The following is a 19313-nucleotide window of genomic DNA, read 5'->3' as shown; positions in this document are numbered from 1 at the left end:
ACGCGTGGCGACGAAAGTCGTCACGCGTTTTTTTCATGTGACTGGCGAAAACGGGCGGCGTGCCGGCACGCCGGTGCGCTCGGGTAAGATGAACGCCCGTCCGCCGCCCCGCCGTTCACGCCATGCCGACCGTACAAACCATTCTCGACGACTACGAACGCCTCGGCTGGAGAGGCAACGATCCGATGTCGCAGATGCTGGCGCTGCGACGCGACAATCCGACCGCGCTCGCCGACCTCGTGATCGCATCGTTCGATCGGGCGTTGCCACATGCGACGTTCCTCGATGCCGCACTCGACCTGATGGACGACCTCGCTTTCGCGAAGACTGCGGCCGAAGCGTGGCAAGACGTCCGCAACGGCGCGTGGAACGAGCGGCTCGCGAGCGTGTTGTCGAGCGTGGTGATGCAGACGCCGCAGGTATTTTCCGATCACTGGGACGTGTTCCTCGACATCGCCACCACGAAGCGGTCGCCGCGCGTGTACTACGAGGAAAACGCGTGGCGGATGCTCGATCCGGCGACGGTCGATGCATGGCGCGGCCGGCTTGCCGAGACCCCCTCCGGCGACGACGCGGCGCGCGAACGCGCCATCGCGCTGCTTCATTCGCGACACCCCGCGGCCGTTCGCGACGCGGCGGCGTGGCTGTTTTCCGACGATCCGGGCAAGTGCGCCAACTGGCTCATGTCTGCCGGCTATGCGCAGGAACACGACACGTTGCGCGCGCTGCATGGCGAGTCGCCGCTGCACATCGACTTCGGCCCGACGCTGCGTGCGCCGAGGCTCCGCGAGATGCCGAAGTGGAAACGCGAGATTGACGCGCATCACCCGACCTGGCACGCACGCGATTCGCATCGATCGGGCGCGCGCTTCGGCGGCGTGTCGCCGCATCGATGCGGCCTGTGTCACGAGCCGCTGCATCGGCTGCTGATGCTACCGCAACCCGCGGCAGCCGGCATCGACAGCGCGACGCCCGTATCGTTCGACACCTGCCTGTCGTGCGTCGGCTGGGAGAGCGACGGCCCGCTGTTCCACCGGCACGACGACGCCGGCAACGCCTGCGCGCACCCGTCCCAGCAACGCGACATCGCGATCCAGCCCGAGTATCCGGCGGCCGCGTTCGTGGAAGCAGACGTTGCACTCTTCGCCGCGCCGGCACGCTGGACGCGGCAGGACTGGGGCGAATCGAACGACAGGCAGAACCTGAGCCGTGTCGGCGGCGCACCGTCGTGGGTACAGTCGGCGTGGTATCCCGACTGTCCGGATTGCGGCCGCAAGATGTCATTCGTCATGCAACTCGACTCCCACTTTCCGCAAACGGACGGCGGCGAATGGCTGTGGGGCAGCGGCGGCGCGAACTACACGTTCTGGTGCGCGCCGTGCCGCACCAGCGCGCATCTCTGGCAGTGCACGTAGTTCACGGCGCGATCCCGCACCGGCCACGCAACCTTTACGACCTTTTTACTTGCGCCCGCGCATGCGTTCACTAGAATGTGTTCGCAATCGATCCATCACCGAGTACGTACATGCGCATCCGAAGTCCTCGCCCTCCGAGTTGCTTTTCTGCCTGACAGGCAGGACGCCTGCGTCTCTCTTTTCCCGAGCCACCGTCCTGCCAGCAGGCGGACGGTGCGCGCCGTAGTCATTCCCGTGCACGCTTGAACACGACGTCGATGCGTTGATCGCGCGTCGTGCGGGCAAGCGTGTTCCCGCGGAACATCCCTTGCAACGTCGCGCCATCGATCCGCCCCCTCAGGCAACGATCGACTGGCATGCCCGCATCCGGCATGTCGATCCAGTCGCCTTGCTTCGCATCCCTGATTTAACCCACTGAATTTCCCGATACCGGAGCCCGATCATGTTCGAGATCGACAAGCAGTACACCCGCGAATTCATCCATACCGCGTGCGGCGGGAGCAAACAGGCATTCCTGCCGACGAAGAACGGCAAGGTCGTGGCCGCGTGCCTGCGCACGGACCTCAACCCGCACGCACCCGACGTGATCCTCTGCGACGGCAGTGCATCCGCGCGCGCGGCCGGCAGGACGCTCGCCGCGCAACGCGATGCGATTCCGGTGTTCATCCGCATGGCAACCGACGCATACCGCTTCGTCGGCCGGTACGTCGTCAGCGAATCGCTCACCGCACCGCTCGACTGCGCACCCTACGTGCGCAACAGCGGCTTCACGCCCGGGCAGATCTCGCGCGTGCTGAAACTCAAGCGTTGCTGACGCGCGCAGCGCGCGCCTTTCCGGTCGCCTTTCATCAAGGAGCAATCATGCTTGGCCTGACGTTCTGGAAACACGTGATCGGCACACGACCCGATGCCGCCCGCGACGATCGCGCAACGGCACTCGGCCGCCACCGCGTGCGCTCGAGGACGCTGGTGCTGACGAGCGTCGCGGTGGCATTTGCGGCGATCGCGTTCGGCGCGCCCGTCGTCGGCATTTCGGTGTTCCTGCTGACGACGTTGCCGTTCGTGCTGTCGGGTACCTGACGATGTCCTTGTCGGACACGCGGCGGGCGCCAGCGCAATCGATACGAAATTTTAATGCGGCGCCCCCGCGTCTCTGACACCGTCTTTACGCGCTTTTGTCTAGGATTTCCCTGTCATCCCGACACGGAGAGATCCGCATGCAAACGCAGCAGGCCGCCATCGGCGGTCACCCCGACCTTCCCCGCCGCCGCGTCGCCACGCCTGCCGCGATCCGGCTGGCCGACGCGTGCCCGCCGGACAACATCCTGCTCGACGTGCCGGTCGAAAGCGCGACCCAGTTGTTCGACCTCGCCGCGCGATACATCGAGCGCGGCAGCGGAGTGCCGGCGGAGCGCATCAGGACCGAACTGATCAGGCGCGAACAGCTGGGCTCGACCGGCCTCGGCCAGGGCGTCGCGATTCCGCATGCGCGCATCGATGGGCTCGGCTCGGCCGTCGCGCTGTTCGTGCGCGCACTGTACCCGTTCGCGTTCAACGCGCCGGACCGTAAGCCCGTGCGCGAATTCATCGTGCTCGCCTTGCCGAAAGCGGACGATCGCGCGCACCTCGAACTGCTCGCCGACGCGGCACGGTGTTTCAGCGACCGCCCGTTCCGGCAAGCGTCGCGCGACGCGCTGACGCCCGACGAGATTCACCGGCTCATGCAACGCATGCATTGACGCCGCACCGTGCGGCGTCAGGCACTCCCTTCATCCATCCGGATTCCCATGTTCCCAGACCCTGAAAGCTCCACCCTTACGTCGCATCGCGTGGCCGGCCTGGCGCGCTCGCTGCCGTTCATGCAGGCCCTGCACGGGCAGACCGTCGTCATCGTAGACGGCGGCACCGCGAGCGACGCGCACGCTCGCCACGCCTTCGCGCAGGATGTCGCGCTGCTCGCGCTCACCGGCGTTCGACCGATCGTCGTCCAGGGTGTGCCGGCCGCATCCGGTACGCAATCGATCCACGCCGTTCATGCGGCGATGGCGGGCGTCAATCATGAACTGGTGCGCCTGATCGGCAGTCACGGCGCCAAGGCGATCGGCATAGACGGCCACGACGGCGGCCTGCTGGTAGCGAGCGCCCGTTCCGACCGCACAGACACGAGCGCGGTCGCCCGCTTCGACGGCACAGCGCTGACCGCGCTTCTCGAGAACGGGCTCGTGCCCGTCGTGATGCCGGTCGCCCCGGACGACGCAGGCCGTGATCACCTGCTGCGCGCGGAACGGCTCGGCAGCCTCTTCGCGCAGCGCACGGGCGCCGTGACGCTGGTGATGATGGTCGACGGCACGCTGCTGCGCGAACTCGGTGAGCTCGCCGGGCTCTATGGCATCACGGAACTCGAGCAATGGCTGGCCGAGCATCCGGCCGCAACCGCAGCGCCTTGCGTGCGGGACGCGCTCGATGCGCTCGCGCACGGCGTGCAGAACGTCCATCTCGCCGATATCGGGCAACCCGAATCGCTGATCGACGAACTGCTGACCGAGGAAGGATCGGGGGTCGTGTTCTGCCGGCGCGGCAACACCGACCTGCTAGCGGAAACCCGCCGCTACTTCGCGGATTCGGCGAGCGTGCTGCGCGACGGCTTCAACGTCGAGCAGAAGCAGGTCGTGCGGTTCTGAATCTTGCTGCAGAAACGCTCGCCGCGCGGTGCGCAGTGCCGTCAGAACATCTGGCGCAGGCCGACGGCAGCCCCGACATTGTTGGTCCTGCCGATCTGGTCGACCTTGCCCGTGAGCCGGTTGGTGGCACCCGGATAGTCGGCCGCGAACGCACCGTTGCCGCGCGAGAAATCGACCGTGCCGTAGACCTCCGTATGCTTGGACAGCGCATACTCGGCCAGCACGGTCGCCGAGTAGTTGATCCCGGAGCCGAGCGTGCCGTCGAGCCGCTCCGCGTTGCGTGCGTGGCCGTAATAGCCGGCCACCGTGATCAGCAGCGGCGCGGTGGCCTGCCAGTTGGCGCCGACGTAGAACGTGTCGTCGATGCGGTTCGGGCTCCCGCCGCTCAACGCCGGTGCGCCGGCCTGCTGCATGTTGAAGTCGGTCGTGCCCGTCTTGTCCTGGCCGTGCAGCCAGCCGGCCAGCAGGCGGACGGAGGGCGTCACCTGATACGCGCCGCTCACGTGCAGAAAGTTCACCTTCGCGCCGTTGGTCGCACTGCCGTTCACGGACGATACCGAGGTCTGCTGGAAGCCTGCGTTGATCGACGCGGGCCCATGCGCGTAGGTAAGCTCGATGCCGTAAGTGCTGTCGAGGCCCATCGCACCGGCATGATTGCCGAAGCCGTAGATCGCATCGACGCTGAACCCGTTGTACGTGAATGCGTACTTCACCGAGTTCGGCACCGTCAGGTAGTTGCCAATGCCGTTGTACGCCCAGCTGTCTTGCCAGTAGTCGCCGACGGTCATCGGATCGAATACGTCGCCCATCGTGTCGTACAGCGGCGCGTACTGGTTGCCGAACGTCAGCGTGCCGTATCGGCCGCTCGACAGGCCCACGTAGGCCTGCCGGCTGAACAGCGTGTTCGCGACGTGCAGCTTGCCATCGCCCAGCTCGAAACCGTTCTCGAGACGGAAGATCGCCGACAGCCCGCCGCCGAGATCCTCGCTGCCGCGCAAGCCCCAGCGGCTGTGCGTTTCCGGGCCGACCGTCATTCCGATCAGGTCCTTGCCGTCAGGGCCGGCATTCGTCTGATAACGGATCGCCGTATCGACGAGGCCATACAACGTAACCGAACTCTGCGCGAACGCGCACGATGCTGACATCGTGAAAGCGGCGCCGATACAACCGGTGACAACGGTGCGTCTCATGAAAGGCCTCCCTGAGCCATTGATTTTGTAAGCAGTCCGACAGTATTCGTGGACGGACGCCATTACTGCGAACGGGAGAATAATCGGCCATATTCGCGGCACCTATTACCGCTTCTGGATTGGACCTTTCCAGCGTCGTCAACAATCGCTGTCGTGCACGATGCGGCGGCCCGGCGCGATCGAGATCCGCTGTCGCGGCCTGCCGGACGGCGGGCAAATCACGTGCCGCCCCGATGAATCGCACCGTACCGAAACGCGGCACCGACGGTTCGATGCCCGGCTGTCGGAGCATGGCCACGGCGCGCGGAGCGGGAACGATCCCGACACGGTGCGTCCTTCGCGACCGGATGCCCCGGCGTCGAATCAGGCGCGGGCGGCATCGATCCGGAATACCGCGATCGTCGCTTCCAGCTGCCCCGCCTGCGCTTTCAGCGCCGCCGCAGCAGCCGATGCCTGCTGCACCAGCGCGGCATTCTGCTGCGTCACCTGATCCATCTGCGCGACGGCCTGATTGACTTGCTCGATGCCTCGCGACTGCTCGTCGGACGCGGCGGTAATCTCGCTCATCAGTACGTCGACCCGTCGCACCGACGCCAGTATTTCCGTCATCGTCCCCGTCGCGCGATCGACCTGCCGTGCGCCGGTGTCGACGCGCCTGAGCGAATCCGTGATCAGTTCCTTGATTTCACGCGATGCCGCGGCACTGCGCTGGGCCAGCGAGCGCACTTCGCCCGCCACGACCGCGAACCCGCGCCCCTGTTCGCCGGCCCGGGCGGCTTCGACCGCGGCGTTCAACGACAGGATGTTGGTCTGGAAAGCGATGCCTTCGATCACCGTGATGATCTCGGCGATCTTGCCTGACGATTCCGACAACCCCCGCATCGTCCTGACGACCTCTTGCGCGGCCTGATTGCCCTGCTCGGTCAGCAGCGCCGCGTCGCTCACCACCTGGCTGGCCTGCTTCGCGTTCTCGGCGTTCTGGCGAACCGTCGACGTCAGCTGCTCCATGGACGCGGCCGTCTCCTCCAGCGACGCGGCCTGCTCCTCGGTCCGTTGGGACAGATCCATGTTGCCCTCCGCGATCTCCCGAGCGGCGGCGTCGATCGCGTGCGAGCCGTTCTGCACCGCCCGGATCGTCTGGAGCAGTTCGCCCTGCATCGTCTGCAAGCCGGTCAGCAGTTGCCCCATTTCGTCGGTCGAATGAACCTCCACCCGGGTCGTCAGGTCGCCTTCGGCGATGGCGCCGAAATGGCCCAGTGCGTTCGCCAGCGGTGTGCCGATCGCCCGTTGCAGCGACCACCATGTCAGCGTGGCCGCCCCGAGCGCGACCAGGCTCCCGGCAAACGCCATGCCGATGAACCAGTGGAAGCGCGCCTGCGCGGCATCGAATGTCGCCCGCGAAGCCGTGATCTGGAGCTGTCCGAGCGCATCCATGGCGTCGGACGCGTCGATGAACAGCGACGGCGGGATGCGTCGCCAGACTTCCGGAATCTTGGCCGCATCATGGGTGGCGATGACCTCGAACATCGGCTCCAGACCGTTGTCGACCAGCGCCTTGAACTTGCTGCCGGCGTCGGCCGCGCGGCGGGCCTCTTCGGGGCCGGAAAACGGCAGCGCACGATAGGCGTCCCATGCCTTCCTCGATGCGGCCAGCATGTCGCGGGCCACACCGGTTTCCTGCGGAACTTCGTCGCTGGCAGGATCGAGCGCGATGCGATACAGCCACAGGCGCGTCCTCGACAGCGCGACATTCGCCTGCCCGAGCGCCTCCGACGAAGCGAGCCGTTCGGAATAGAGCGTCTTCACGTCGTTGTTTCCGATTGCCATGCCGACCACGCCGATGATGCCGCCGACGACCAGCAATACTCCGAGAAAACCCATCGCCAGCGCCAGACGGGTGCGAATGCTGAAATTCTTGATCATGGTCAGGAGAGCGTTGAGCACGCCGCCGGTGCATGCGACGCATGCGCGTGAAACCAGTCGGGTACGGCACGTGCAAGGTCGACTTCCCGATAACGACCAAAGTGACGCCGGGATTAACGCGGAATCCGTAACGGACGTTTCCAGAAGCGGCGAGTTGTGATCCGCACAAGTCCGTGATAGCGAGGTGTGCAACGCTCGCACGCCGAATCGTCCGATGAATATCCGGGTGCCCGGGCGCCGGCGGGCGCGCGTGTCGCGTGATCGCACGCCAATGCGCCCCTGCGCTCACGTCGGGCTGCTTTCGACCGTGCTCGCTGCGTACCGGCTTCCACGCGAATTGATCTGGATACCAAACCATTCGACCGTCCTGCCCGAAGCTCGCCGATAATGCCTCAGCCACCCGGCGAGCAATCAACCCGCAGGACCGCTGCTCGCCAGCGTCCCGCTGCGCAGCCTGGCCGGGCCATGCCCGAACTTCGTGATCACCGCTTCGACCGCGATCGCCCAGCGCCGCGCCGCGCACCGGCGCGACGACCGGCTCTGGCCGCCGCGGCGGGATGCCAGGCGCAACGCACGGCGCAATGGCGCTCCCGTCGATGCGCCGGTTGCCGATCCGGTGCCAGCGGCCGGGCTATGGAGGATGGAGCGCGACGGATAGATGCTCACGGAACGTCGAGCGGCGCGTCATGCCCGCATCGCCATGCAAATGAGCCCGCTTGCGACAGCCCGTTGCCGGGCGCCACAAGCGGGCTCCTCGCGGACGACATGCGTCAGCGTCGCGTCGCCAGCCTTCTCACGACGCTCACCAGCGCATCGACTTCGTCGCACGTGTTATAGAACGCGAGCGACGGCCGCACCGTTGCCTCGAGCCCGAACCGCCGCAGGATCGGCTGCGCGCAATGATGCCCCGAGCGCACCGCGATGCCCTCTTCGTTCAGCGCCTGCCCGACTTCCTCGGTCTCATAGCCCTTCAGCACGAACGACAGCACGCTCGCCTTGTCGCGCGCGGTGCCGACGAGGCGCACGCCCGGCACCGGTGCGAGCACGCTCGTCGCATACGCGAGCAGGTCGTGCTCGTAGCGCGCGATGTTCTCGATGCCGACCCGGCTCACGTAGTCGAGCGCGGCACCCAGCCCCACCGCATCCGCGATGTTGCCGGTGCCGGCCTCGAACCGGTTCGGCGGCGGCTGGAACACCGTGCGCTCGAACGTCACGTCCGCGATCATGTTGCCGCCGCCCTGCCAGGGCGGCATGTCGTCGAGGATCGCGCGCTTGCCGTACACGACGCCGATCCCGGTCGGCCCGTAGATCTTGTGCCCGGAGAACACGAAGAAATCCGCATCGAGCGCCTGCACGTCCACGCGCATGTGCGAGATCGACTGTGCGCCGTCGACGAGCGCCTTCGCGCCCGCCCGATGCGCAAGCTCGACGATCTCCTTCACCGGCACGACCGTGCCCAGCGCGTTCGACACCTGCGTGACGGACACGATCTTCGTGCGGTCGTTGAGCAGCTTCCGGTATTCGTCGAGCAGCACCTGCCCCGAATCGTCGACCGGAATCACGCGCAGCTTCGCACCCTTGAGCGCGGCAAGCTGCTGCCACGGCACGATGTTCGCGTGATGCTCGAGGTTCGACACGATGATCTCGTCGCCTTCGCCGACGTTCTGCACGCCCCACGACTTCGCGATCAGGTTGATCGCCTCGGTCGTGCCGCGCACGAACACGATCTCGTCCGGCGACGAGGCGCCGATGAAGCGCTGCACGGTTTCCCGCGCATGCTCGTAGGCATCCGTCGCGCGGCCGGCCAACGCATGCGCCGCGCGGTGGATGTTCGAGTTCTCGTGTGCGTAGAAGTATGCGAGGCGGTCGATCACGGCCTGCGGCTTGTGCGTCGTCGCCGCATTGTCGAACCAGACGAGCTGCTTGCCGTTCACGCGCTCCTGCAGGATCGGGAAATCGCGGCGAATCGCGTTCACGTCGAACGGCGGGTGCGCGCCGCGATACAACTGACCTTGCGGCTCGGCGGCGTGCGTATCGTCGATGAAATAACGCGGCACCTCGCTGCCCGATGCGCGCGACGCCGGCACGTCGCGATGCACGGCGAGCAGTTCGCGCAGCGCGTCGTCGCCCGGCAGCCCGAACGCTTCCGGCGACGCGAGGCCGTTCGACGGCACGACGATGTCCTGCGGCGTCGCCTGCCAGCCCTGCAGCGAACCGTCGGTGAAGTAGTACGGCGATGCCTTCGCCGCACCGTCCGGCGCCGGCGCATTCACTTGCGGCACACCGAGCGCCGCGCCGCCGACGCGCGGTTCGAGCGCGGGCGCGATCGACACGGCGTTGTCGGGCAGCCCGTTCTGCGCGGCCGCATGCGGCGCGAGCGCCGGTGCGCGGTTGCCGAGCGACAGCACGTGGGTCGGTGCGGACGGCGCGAGGTTCGCGCCGGGCACTTTCCCTTGCGGGAGCGCGAGACCGGGCACGCCGGTGCCCGCGCCGCCCGGCCCCGCGAGCGGCGAGCCGCCCGGAACCGGGTTGCTCACCGACGCAAGGATCGGCGCGGCGGCCGGCAAGGCCGACGGCACGCCGCCGACCGCACCGCTGCCCGCCGACACCCCGGGCGCGGTGGCCTGCCCGGGCGGCGTCGAGAAGAACTCGGACGCGAGCCGCGCCAGCGTCGCGGGATCGGGCAAGCCGGCCGGCAACGGCGCGTGCGGCAGCGCGTGCGCGTCGCCGCCGGCCAGGCCGGGATTAACGGTAGGTGTCGGGATAGTCATGGAACTTGGCGATTTCGACGTCATCGAGGACAGCCAGCGCATCCGGCGAATGGACCGCGAGCGAGCAATACAGCGAGATCAGGTACGACGCGATCGCCTGGTTGTTGATCCCCATGAAGCGCACCGACAGGCCCGGGCCCTGCTCACCCGCGACACCCGGCTGATAGAGGCCGACCACGCCCTGACGCTTGTCGCCGACGCGCAGCAGCAGGATCTTCGTCTTGCCGTCCGCGACCGGCACCTTGTCCGACGGGATCAGCGGAATGCCGCGCCACGTGAGGAACTGCGAGCCGAACAGGCTGACCGTCGGCGGCGGCACGCCGCGCCGCGTGCATTCACGGCCGAACGCGGCGATCGCGAGCGGGTGCGTGAGGAAGAACGCCGGTTCCTTCCACACCTTGGTCAGCAGTTCGTCGAGGTCGTCCGGCGTCGGCGCACCCGTCAGCGGGAAGATCCGCTGGTCGTCGGTCACGTTCGCGAGCAGCCCGTAGTCGGGGTTGTTGATCAGCTGGCTTTCCTGCAGCTCCTTGATCGTCTCGATCGTCAGGCGCAGCTGTTCCTTGATCTGGTCATGAGGACTGCTGTAAAGATCGGAGATCCGCGTATGCACGTCGAGCACGGTGCTCACCGCGTTCAGGAAATACTCGCGCGGCTGTTCTTCATACGGCACGAAGGTCTGCGGCAGCACGCTTTCGTCCTCGAGCTGCGTGCACGCGGCACGCACGGCTTCCGGGTTCTTCACCTGGTTCAGGCGATAGATGCCCGCTTCGACCGGCACCCATTGCAGCAGATGGGTCAGCCAGCGCGGCGTGATCGTGGAAAGCTGGGGGACGGTCTTGGTAGCGTTCGCTAGTTGGCGGGCGGCGTGATCGCTCAGCGCAGCCGTGCCGCTTGCAACGGTCGACATGTGTGGCTCCGGGTTCTTAAGATGAAAAACGGGATTGCTTATGACGCTGGGTGATTATCGGAAGCACGCACCTGCCGGCTCAACATGCTATAGCCGTCATGCCGCGTGCGACCGAAAGGGAAAGGTGACGAGGCGGCCTCAGGTGACGAACGTGCCCGGCAGCAGCGTCGAGATCGATACGTCGAACGCGCGCGCGATCTTGTCGGCCGTGACGATCGACGCGATCGCCTCGCCGCGCTCGATCTCGCCGACATACGAACGGTTCAGCCCCGCATGCTCGGCCAGCTGTTCCTGCGACCACGTGCGCGCTTCGCGCAGCCTGCGCACGTTGGCGCCGAAGTGATGGATGAGGTCGCTCATCGCGCCTCCTATGCGACACGCGCCGCCGCGCGCGGCGCGGCGTTCGCTTCGCTGCGCAGCACCGCCTGCGTGACGTTCTCGCCGGCCGCCACGTCCTGCGTGAGCCATACGTTGCCGCCGATCACCGCGCCGCGCCCGATCGTCACGCGGCCGAGGATCGTGGCGCCCGCGTAGATCACCACGTCGTCCTCGACGATCGGATGCCGGGCGAGCCCTTTCTCGAGATGGCCGGCCGCGTCGCGCGGAAAGCGTTTCGCCCCGAGCGTGACGGCCTGGTACACGCGCACGCGCTCGCCGATGATCGCCGTCTCGCCGATCACGACGCCGGTGCCGTGGTCGATGAAGAAGCCCGCGCCGATGCGCGCGCCCGGATGGATGTCGATGCCGGTCTCCGCATGCGCCTGTTCGGCGATGATCCGCGCGAGCAGCGGCAGGCCGAGCCCGTACAGCTCGTGCGCGAGCCGGTGATGGATCATCGCGAGGATGCCCGGATAACACAGCAGCACCTCGTCGACGCTGCCGGCCGCCGGATCGCCGTGGAACGCGGCCAGCACGTCGCTGTCGAGCAGCCGGCGGATCTCGGGCAGGCGCGCGGCGAACGCCTGCACGGCCGTCGACGCGACTTCGTCGACATGATCGACCGGCCCGTCGGCATTGCGCTGCCGCGCCGCGTAGCGCAATTCCAGCTTGACCTGCGTGAGCAGCGCGTTCAGCGCCGCGTCGAGTGCATGGGCCACGTGGAAGTTCTCGCTCTCCTGGCGCAGCTCGGGCGGCCCGAGCCGCATCGGGAACAGCACGCCCTTCAGCGCGCCGATGATCTGCGCGAGCGCTTCGCGCGCCGGCAGGTCGCGCCCGCCCGGTTCGAGCGAGCGCCGCTGCTTCTCGCGCCATGCGCGGCGTACGGTCTGCAGCGATTGAACGATGTCGTCGATGTCGAATGCGGCCATGCTGCGTTCTCCCTGTCTCGGCCGTGAATCAGTCCTGTGCCCACGGCAGGCCGCGAAAGCGCCAGCCATTGCTGCCGCCGCGATGCTGCCGTTCGTCGAGATCGCCTTCGAACCCTTCGAGCACGTTGAATACCTGCGTGAAGCCGCCCTTCGTCGCGGCCTCGGCCGCCTGCGCCGAGCGGTTGCCGCTCCGGCACAACAGCAGCACGACGGCCGCCTTGCCCGTCTTCGCTTCCAGTTCGCGCACGAAGCGCGGGTTGCGCGTCAGGCTCGTGCCGGTCGCCCACGGCACGTGCAGCGATTCCGGCACGTGACCGACGAATTTCCGTTCCTCGGCGGTGCGCACATCCACCAGCAGCGCATCGCCGGACGAGAACAGCGCCCACGCGACTTCCGGCGCGACACCGCCCGCATAGGGCGTGCCGGCCGCCGCAGCGGCCGCGCGCGCGTCTTCGAGCGCCTGCTGCGCAGCAGTTCGTTCTTCCAGTTCAACCGTCATGACACTTCCTTGTTTTCGCGGATTCGTATGAACAAAAACACCGGGAATGCGGCCGTTGCAGCTTGCGTGCTGTCTATAGCCGTCAGCGCCACTATGCGAGGGCGGCCGGGGAAGCTGAACCAATAAAAATTCATTTCCTAATCAGCGTTGCGGGGAATGCAATAGCAGACGCGCGCTATCGCCGCGGGCTCGCGGGTGAGCAGAACAGGCGCAATGGTGGCCGTTCGATGTCGCGCATCGAAGGCATTCGAAAGGAATCGCGGGAGACGATCAACGCGGCGGGTGGCGCGTTGCGATGAAATCCGAAACGGGATGCAGGCGCTGGCGCGCCTGCATGGATGACGCAAGAAGTCCTGCTGCCGGCACGCGTCTGCACGATGCCTGACGGGCATCGCCGACGCATTCGCTTGTGCGTCTGCCGGTTACTGTACCGGGTCGACCGGCGCAACCGGCACGCCGCGCGCTTCGATGTCGCGCCCGGCGAGCAGGCACAGATCCTCGCGATGGTGCGCGGCGACCACCTGCACGCCGACCGGCACGCCATTCTCGAGTGACGTCGTCACGGCAAGCCCCGGCAGCCCCATCGCCGGCAGCGCGCGCAACGTGAGCTGCGCCTCCCACACGCGATCGAACCCGTCCTGCCCCTGCCGGTCGAGATCGTCCGGGAACGGCAGCTCCGACGATACCGGTAGCAACACGACCGCATATTCATCGAGAAACAGCCGCCACTGCCGTGTCAGCGTCGTACGCCGGACGAGCGCGCGACCGATCACATCGGCCGGCAGGTCGCGCACCTTGCCGCGCACGGCCTCGACCACCGCCGCCGCGCCCGGATCGCCGTCGCCGGCAACCGCGTTCGCCAGTGCATCGAAACCGTCGCCGAGCCAGAGCTGCTCCTGCAACAGTGCGGCCTCACGCATCGGCGGCGTGTCGTCGATCTCGTCGACGGTCCAGCCCGCATCGACCAGCCGTCGCGCGGCATCGCGCAACGCGGCCTCGACTTCGGGCACGACCTGCAGGCCGCCCGGCCGCACGCATAGTGCCGCGCGCTTCGGCACCTCGCGCCCGTCGAACGGCACCGCCACGTGCCACGGGTCGCGTGGGTCGGGCGCGGCGAACGCACGCAGCGCGAGCGCGAGATCGTCGATCGTGCGTGCGATCGGGCCGGCCGTCGACATCAACTGCGCACCGATCGCCCGCTCGGGCGACGACGCGTTGAACGCCGGCACGCGCCCGAGCGACGGCCGGATTCCGTGCACGCCGCATGCGTAGGCGGGGTAACGCACCGAGCCGCCGATGTCGGTGCCGACGGCAAGCGGGCCGATTCCCGCGGCCACGGCCGCCGCCGCGCCGCCGCTCGATCCGCCCGGCGTCAGCGACGGATGACGCGGATTGCGCGTGTGGCCGTGCACGAGATTCGACGTGAACCAGCGCAGCGCGAACGTCGGCGAATTGGTGCGGCCGAGCAGGATCGCGCCGGCTTTTCTGAGGTTGCCGACCACCGGGCTGTCGGCATGCGCGATCAGGTTCTCCTGCAGGCGCGTGCCGTTGGTCGTCGCGAAACCCGCCTGGTCGACGTTGATCTTCACGGTGACGGGCACGCCCGAGAGCGGCCCCGGATCGTCGCCGCGCGCGATCGCGCGATCGACTTCGTCGGCCTGACGCCGCACGTCGTCGGGCCGGTGTTCGATCACCGCGTTGATCGCCGGATTCACCGCGTCGAGACGATCGAGCACGGCGTCCGCGACTTCGCGCGCGGACACGTCACGATGCCGGACGCGTTTCGCGAGTTCGGTTGCCGGCAGTTGCCACAGTTGCGTCATGACTCCTCCTCGTGAAAAGACATCTCCGTCACTCGCGCCACCGCGCTTGCCTGCGAAAGCGCGGTGCCGCGTTCACTCACTGCGTTTCCTGCTTCGCCCGTTCCGCCGCCGCGATGATCGCGTCGGCCACGGCCTTCGGCTGGCTCAGCATCGACACGTGGCTGCCGTTCACGCGCGCGACCGTCGCGCCGATCCGCTTCGCCATCGTTTCCTGCAGCTTCGGATCGATCATCCGGTCCTGCGTCGCGACGACGAACGTCGACGGCTTCACATGCCACGCGGCCTGCGTGACCTTCTCCGAAATGCAACCGCCGTACCACGGCCCCTGGGTCGCCGCGACGATGCGCTGCTGTGCGGGCGGCAGGTCCGGCGCGAAATCCTGCGCGATCGCCTTGTCCGACAACGTGGCGAAGCCGCCCGCATCCTTGCGCAGTTCGCCGGCCCATGCGGGTGCCGGCAGCCCCTGCGTGACGTCCGCGATCGACTGGCCGTTGTCGGGTGCGAACGCGGCGACGTACACGAGCGACTTCACCTTGTCGTCGTTGCCCGCGTCGCTGATCACGACGCCGGCCCACGAATGGCCGACCAGCACGACCGGCCCCTTCTGCTCGTCGATCGCGCGCTTCGTCGCGGCTGCATCGTCGGCGAGCGAGCTCAGCGGATTCTGCACCGACACCACGTGCAGCCCGCGCGCCTCGAGCAGCGGAATCACGCGGTTCCAGCTCGACCCGTCGGCGAATGCGCCGTGCACGAGCACGACGTTCGTGCCCTTCAGGTCGTCCTTCTGCGCAGCCTGCACCGCGGCCGCACCGAACAGTCCGCCGATCACCGCGGCGGACACCAGAACGCGCTTCATCAAACCGGCCATCGTCTTGCTCCTTGCTCTGTTGTGTTGTGTTGTGTTGTCTGAACGTGCCGCGGTGGCGGCTGCGCCTGCGCACGAGGCAGGCGCGGCACCGGATCACGAATGCGCGTACAGGTCGTCGTATGCGTTGTGCGCGGAATGCGCTTGCGCCGCGTCGCGATGGCCGGCACGCGTTGATGCGTCGGCCACGTTGTCGCCTTGCGACTTCGACGGGCCGTTCTGGTCGGAACGCGCGACCTGCAGCGCGGCGGCGACGTCTTCCGGGTAATGCGGTTCGCTACGCGCCGGGTTGTAGCCGGCCTGTTCCAGGCGGACGAGTTCGGCGCGCACGTCGGCACGCGTGAGGCCGTGGCCGGTATCGGCAAACGACAGGGTGGGGACGGCGGCGAGGACGGCAACGGCGAGGATGCGAGCGGCTTTCATGAGGGTTCTCCTTGAAGGAAGTAGGTCGGTCGATCATTCGGCATCCGATCCAGATCGTCTGGCATCGAACGTTTCCTGCATGTCGACAGTAGAACCCGCCCACGTATCCGGCATGTTTCTGAAGCAGGGTTTCAGTGCAATCCGATGTTTCCGGAGCAGCGCTGGATACAGTGCGATACAAACTCGTCGAATTCGCCATGCAGGTACGGACGATATCGACTCAATCACCGGCCGATCAGGACACGGCGCCGAGTACAAGTGCGTCACCCGGCGGCTTCGGCTAATGACGGACCTGACCATCTCGACGGATGGGGAAACCGCTTGCTTCTGCCGCGCTTTTCCAGTGACGAAGCAACACACCTGATTCCTGCCCGGAAACACATTCTGACGTTGTGGACGCAGGGGCTCGCCGCACCCAACAAGAACGACGATATGGTCTGCACCGATCCGAAGTCCTTTACTACGCTGCAATCGGTAGCGGGTATCGCATACGGCAACGAAGGCACGGAGACGTTCAAGGGCTTCTACCACAAGTACATGTATAGGTTTCCGCTGCTGCTTCATTCGCGCTATGCCTCCAATCCCAAATACTTCTACACGGTACAGCCCGCCAACAAAAAGGATTGGCGCGAATTGGCAGGCATTCGCGTCGAGCTTGCGATTCCGGAGCGACTCGAGGCGGACGAATCGCAGAGCTATTTGCAAAACTCGATTCGAAAGACGTTTTCGATGGGCAATCGGTATTTCCCGACGATGTGGAGCCGCGACACACTGCCCGATGTGCAAATCACGCAAGGCGGCGCGAACGCCGGCTTCGCGGCGCTGAACAAGGCGTTGGACTACCTGCGGGACAACCCCGACAAGACCGCGTGGGTGGTGAACTGGGATGCGCCGAATTTTCCGCCGCTCGACGCGCAGATCAACGAGAACCTCGTCGTGCTGTTTCTCGCCGGCCCGAACTTCGACACGCAGCGCGAACCGCTCGCCTGGATCGGCAAGGCCGCCACCGGCAACACGCAAGCGTTCTCGCCGAAGGTCGGCACGACGCGAACCGTGCAGGCGTGGAAAGCGACCGTCGACCAGGCAGCGCGCAATGCTGGCGTCGCAGTCCCGGATCTCGAGTACATCGTGCACGACGCAGGGAAAGGCAGTGACGCGGCCTCGTCACGTCTCGTCGCACTCGCGCAGACCTTGACGGAAACGCTCCCGGAATACGATCCCCGGCAACAGGCCTTCAACACGGCCGCCCTGCTCGGTGACATGGGAACCGGCAGCGCCTTGACCGACGTTGCGCTGGCGATCGGCCGGATCAATCACTTCGGCGGTAACGCATTGGTCGCCGGCACGACCGACCCGGAGCATCCCGTCGCGGTCGTCGTCAGGCCACCGTCGACGCTCACGCCGATCGATCCGGACAAGGACTGGTTCCGCGCGCGTGGCGGGAACAATGCGTACCTGCCGTGGTGGGGACGCCGGCACGACACCAATTACGGAATGCAGGGCTATTCGTGGTGACGCAGATGGCTCGGAGGCGCGATCCGTGCGACCAGGATCGCGTCGCCGAGTCATTCATGGGAATGGACGCAATACGGGAATCGGCCACGCAGGCGACGCGCCTACGGCGGCCGGGTCGAATCCGGAGCCAGCACGAGCGAGGTTATGGGGCGAGCAGTCGCACACCATTCGCCACCGGTGACGGGACGTTAATGAGCCGCGAGCATCCCGGCGACTCACCTTGCTCACGCCCCCGTCACGGCGCCAGCCGCGTGAACACGTAATCGTGATTCTTCACCCGCGCCTGGTGGCACGCAAAGCACGTCTGGTGCTGGCCGATATCGGCCGGCACGCCGTTGATGAACCGCCCGAACCCCCAGCCGCCCGTCGACGCATAGCGGCGCGAGTCCTTCACCATCACCTGCACGGTCGTTGCCTGCCCGGGCACCGTCGCCGGCGCGAACTCGTCGGACTGCTTGCGCTTGTACGCGAGCTTCACCAGGATCGTGCCGTCCGGAAACGGCAGCGTCGCCTGTTCGAGCGCACGGATCGCGACGGGATTGCCGAGCACGACACGCAGTTCATCGAGCGGCGCGGCTTCTTCGGCCGGGGCGACCATTTCCCACTTCCGGTAGCCGGGCGGGATCGTCACGCCGTAAATCGGCGACGCGGCGGCGGCAGCCGGCTTCGGCTGCTCCGCGAACGCGGCCGGGCCGCTCGCCGACCACGCGCCGGCCAGCAGCACGCCCGCGACGAACCCGCGGCGCACGCCGCGCCGCACGCGACCCATGCGCGCCCGCATCACAGGTGCTCCACTTGCAGGATCGCATCCGCGAACGCCTGCGGCGCTTCCTGCGGCAGGTTGTGGCCGATGCCGCCGGTGATCGTGCGGTGCTGGTACTTGCCGGTGAACTTCTTCGCGTACGCGGCCGGTTCCGGATGCGGCGCGCCGTTCGCATCGCCTTCCATCGTGATCGTCGGCACCGTAATCGCAGGGCCGGCCGCAAGGCGCCGCTCGAGGTCGTCGTATTGCGCCTCGCCCTTCGCGAGCCCGAGACGCCAGCGATAGTTGTGGATCACGACGGCCACGTGATCGGGGTTCTGGAACGACGCGGCCGTGCGCGCGTAGGTTTCGTCGGAGAACTGCCATTTCGGCGATGCGAGCTGCCAGATCAGCTTGTTGAACGCATCGCGGTTCGCCGCGTAGCCCAGCGCGCCGCGCTCGGTCGTGAAGTAGAACTGATACCACCACTGGAATTCGGCCTGCGGCGGCAGCGGCTTGCGGTTCGCCTCCTGGCTGCCGATCAGGTAGCCGCTCACCGACACCAGCGCCTTCACGCGCTGCGGCCACAGCGCCGCGATGATGTCGGCCGTGCGCGCGCCCCAGTCGTAACCGCCGAACACCGCCCGGTCGATCTTCAGCGCATCCATCAGCGCAACGATGTCGACGGCCGTCACGGCCTGCTGGCCGTTGCGCACCGTGTCGGCCGAGCGGAACGTCGTCGACCCGTAGCCGCGCAGGTAAGGCACGATCACGCGATAGCCGGCCGCGACGAGCAGCGGCGCGACTTCCGCATAGCTGTAGATGTCGTACGGCCAGCCGTGCAGCAGGAACACGACCGGGCCGTTCTTCGGCCCGAGGTCCGCATACCCGACGTTGAGCACGCCCGCGTCGATCTGGTGGATCGTCCCCAGCGACGCGGCACCGGCCGCGCGCTTCGCAGGCGCTGCATCGGGCGCCGACTGCGCGTGCGCCAGGGCGCTGAAGCCGAGGTCGGCGAGGCTGAGGCTCGCCAGCGTCGTACCCAGGATCAGGCGGCGGCGGGTGTTCACGGTTTCGGGCATGACTCGTTCTCCAGTGTCGATCGCTAAGGAAGGTGACCGCGGCACGTGCGGGCACTCGGGAATCTGCATTCTCGGCAGCGGCGCATGGCATCGCGCCGCCGTGTGAATCGCTTCACCGGTTTTATACCCGAGCCCTGGCGAGGCTTTGTATCCCAACGTATCTGTCGGCG

General features: G+C 67.1%; 19 protein-coding genes. 6 read left to right on the top strand and 13 right to left on the bottom strand.

Translation table 11 applies throughout. The features are described 5' to 3' along the window. Positions 1 to 122 precede the first annotated feature (122 nt). Positions 123 to 1415: a hypothetical protein gene (locus AB3K92_RS10435; protein ID WP_369464969.1), complete on the top strand. Its 1293-nt coding sequence runs from the start codon at positions 123 to 125 to the stop codon at positions 1413 to 1415. 226 nt (positions 1416 to 1641) lie between these two features. On the opposite strand, the gene AB3K92_RS10430 is transcribed toward AB3K92_RS10435, so the two are convergent. After that, the gene (locus AB3K92_RS10430; protein ID WP_257250325.1) at positions 1642 to 1773 is read right to left on the bottom strand and encodes a hypothetical protein; all 132 of its coding nucleotides are present in this window, start codon (positions 1771 to 1773) and stop codon (positions 1642 to 1644) included. Between the two features lie 84 nt (positions 1774 to 1857). Here AB3K92_RS10430 and AB3K92_RS10425 point away from each other — a divergent pair, with 84 nt between their 5' ends. From AB3K92_RS10425 to AB3K92_RS10410, 4 genes are all read left to right on the top strand, one after another. Then, positions 1858 to 2229 (top strand): DUF6697 family protein, encoded by a 372-nt coding sequence (locus tag AB3K92_RS10425; protein ID WP_021156747.1) that lies wholly within the window; start codon positions 1858 to 1860, stop codon positions 2227 to 2229. Positions 2230 to 2276: 47 nt separating this feature from the next. Beyond that, positions 2277 to 2495 (top strand): hypothetical protein, encoded by a 219-nt coding sequence (locus AB3K92_RS10420; protein ID WP_369464968.1) that lies wholly within the window; start codon positions 2277 to 2279, stop codon positions 2493 to 2495. Between the two features lie 137 nt (positions 2496 to 2632). Continuing rightward, positions 2633 to 3154: a PTS sugar transporter subunit IIA gene (locus AB3K92_RS10415; RefSeq protein ID WP_124922552.1), complete on the top strand. Its 522-nt coding sequence runs from the start codon at positions 2633 to 2635 to the stop codon at positions 3152 to 3154. A gap of 48 nt (positions 3155 to 3202) precedes the next feature. After that, on the top strand, positions 3203 to 4096 hold the full coding sequence (locus AB3K92_RS10410; protein ID WP_124922551.1) for an acetylglutamate kinase: 894 nt from the start codon (positions 3203 to 3205) through the stop codon (positions 4094 to 4096). 41 nt (positions 4097 to 4137) lie between these two features. On the opposite strand, the gene AB3K92_RS10405 is transcribed toward AB3K92_RS10410, so the two are convergent. The 10 genes from AB3K92_RS10405 to AB3K92_RS10360 all read right to left on the bottom strand — a co-directional run bounded on the left by AB3K92_RS10405 (position 4138) and on the right by AB3K92_RS10360 (position 15804). Then, a complete protein-coding gene (locus AB3K92_RS10405; protein WP_124922550.1) occupies positions 4138 to 5286 on the bottom strand; it encodes a porin in 1149 nt (382 codons plus the stop codon). A 363-nt stretch (positions 5287 to 5649) separates the two neighbouring features. Next, entirely contained in the window at positions 5650 to 7209 is a 1560-nt protein-coding gene (locus AB3K92_RS10400; RefSeq protein WP_021156742.1) for a methyl-accepting chemotaxis protein, read from the bottom strand. A gap of 770 nt (positions 7210 to 7979) precedes the next feature. Beyond that, positions 7980 to 9980 carry a family 2A encapsulin nanocompartment cargo protein cysteine desulfurase gene (locus AB3K92_RS10395; protein ID WP_369464965.1) on the bottom strand — a complete coding sequence of 667 codons (2001 nt, stop codon included), beginning with the start codon at positions 9978 to 9980 and terminating at the stop codon, positions 7980 to 7982. Further along, positions 9955 to 10887, bottom strand: a complete 933-nt coding sequence (locus AB3K92_RS10390) for a family 2A encapsulin nanocompartment shell protein (protein WP_021156739.1) — start codon at positions 10885 to 10887, stop codon at positions 9955 to 9957. Before AB3K92_RS10390 ends, AB3K92_RS10395 begins: the two co-directional genes overlap by 26 nt. Before the next feature lie 138 nt (positions 10888 to 11025). Further along, positions 11026 to 11247, bottom strand: coding sequence for a helix-turn-helix domain-containing protein (locus AB3K92_RS10385; RefSeq protein WP_021156738.1), 222 nt, complete (start codon positions 11245 to 11247; stop codon positions 11026 to 11028). A gap of 8 nt (positions 11248 to 11255) precedes the next feature. Continuing rightward, positions 11256 to 12194 (bottom strand): serine O-acetyltransferase EpsC, encoded by a 939-nt coding sequence (gene epsC / locus AB3K92_RS10380; RefSeq protein WP_069254189.1) that lies wholly within the window; start codon positions 12192 to 12194, stop codon positions 11256 to 11258. Between the two features lie 28 nt (positions 12195 to 12222). Continuing rightward, positions 12223 to 12693 (bottom strand): rhodanese-like domain-containing protein, encoded by a 471-nt coding sequence (locus AB3K92_RS10375; RefSeq protein ID WP_021156736.1) that lies wholly within the window; start codon positions 12691 to 12693, stop codon positions 12223 to 12225. Between the two features lie 422 nt (positions 12694 to 13115). Beyond that, complete coding sequence (locus AB3K92_RS10370) at positions 13116 to 14516, bottom strand: amidase family protein (RefSeq protein WP_059494489.1); 1401 nt, start codon at positions 14514 to 14516, stop codon at positions 13116 to 13118. A 76-nt stretch (positions 14517 to 14592) separates the two neighbouring features. Next, entirely contained in the window at positions 14593 to 15384 is a 792-nt protein-coding gene (locus AB3K92_RS10365; protein ID WP_059494487.1) for an alpha/beta fold hydrolase, read from the bottom strand. Between the two features lie 93 nt (positions 15385 to 15477). After that, on the bottom strand, positions 15478 to 15804 hold the full coding sequence (locus AB3K92_RS10360; protein ID WP_059494485.1) for a DUF4148 domain-containing protein: 327 nt from the start codon (positions 15802 to 15804) through the stop codon (positions 15478 to 15480). A 258-nt stretch (positions 15805 to 16062) separates the two neighbouring features. On the opposite strand from AB3K92_RS10360, the gene AB3K92_RS10355 reads away from it, so the two are divergent. Further along, the gene (locus AB3K92_RS10355; RefSeq protein WP_226281727.1) at positions 16063 to 17319 is read left to right on the top strand and encodes a virulence factor; all 1257 of its coding nucleotides are present in this window, start codon (positions 16063 to 16065) and stop codon (positions 17317 to 17319) included. A gap of 235 nt (positions 17320 to 17554) precedes the next feature. On the opposite strand, the gene AB3K92_RS10350 is transcribed toward AB3K92_RS10355, so the two are convergent. Next, on the bottom strand, positions 17555 to 18100 hold the full coding sequence (locus AB3K92_RS10350; RefSeq protein ID WP_060160024.1) for a cytochrome P460 family protein: 546 nt from the start codon (positions 18098 to 18100) through the stop codon (positions 17555 to 17557). Further along, complete coding sequence (locus AB3K92_RS10345) at positions 18100 to 19143, bottom strand: alpha/beta fold hydrolase (RefSeq protein WP_059488935.1); 1044 nt, start codon at positions 19141 to 19143, stop codon at positions 18100 to 18102. The genes AB3K92_RS10350 and AB3K92_RS10345 overlap by 1 nt, the downstream gene beginning before the upstream one ends. Positions 19144 to 19313 lie beyond the last annotated feature (170 nt).

The sequence above is a fragment of the Burkholderia sp. Bmkn7 genome, assembly GCF_041103175.1.
Taxonomy (GTDB): domain Bacteria; phylum Pseudomonadota; class Gammaproteobacteria; order Burkholderiales; family Burkholderiaceae; genus Burkholderia; species Burkholderia cepacia.
This window is presented reverse-complemented; position numbering and strand designations above follow the sequence as displayed.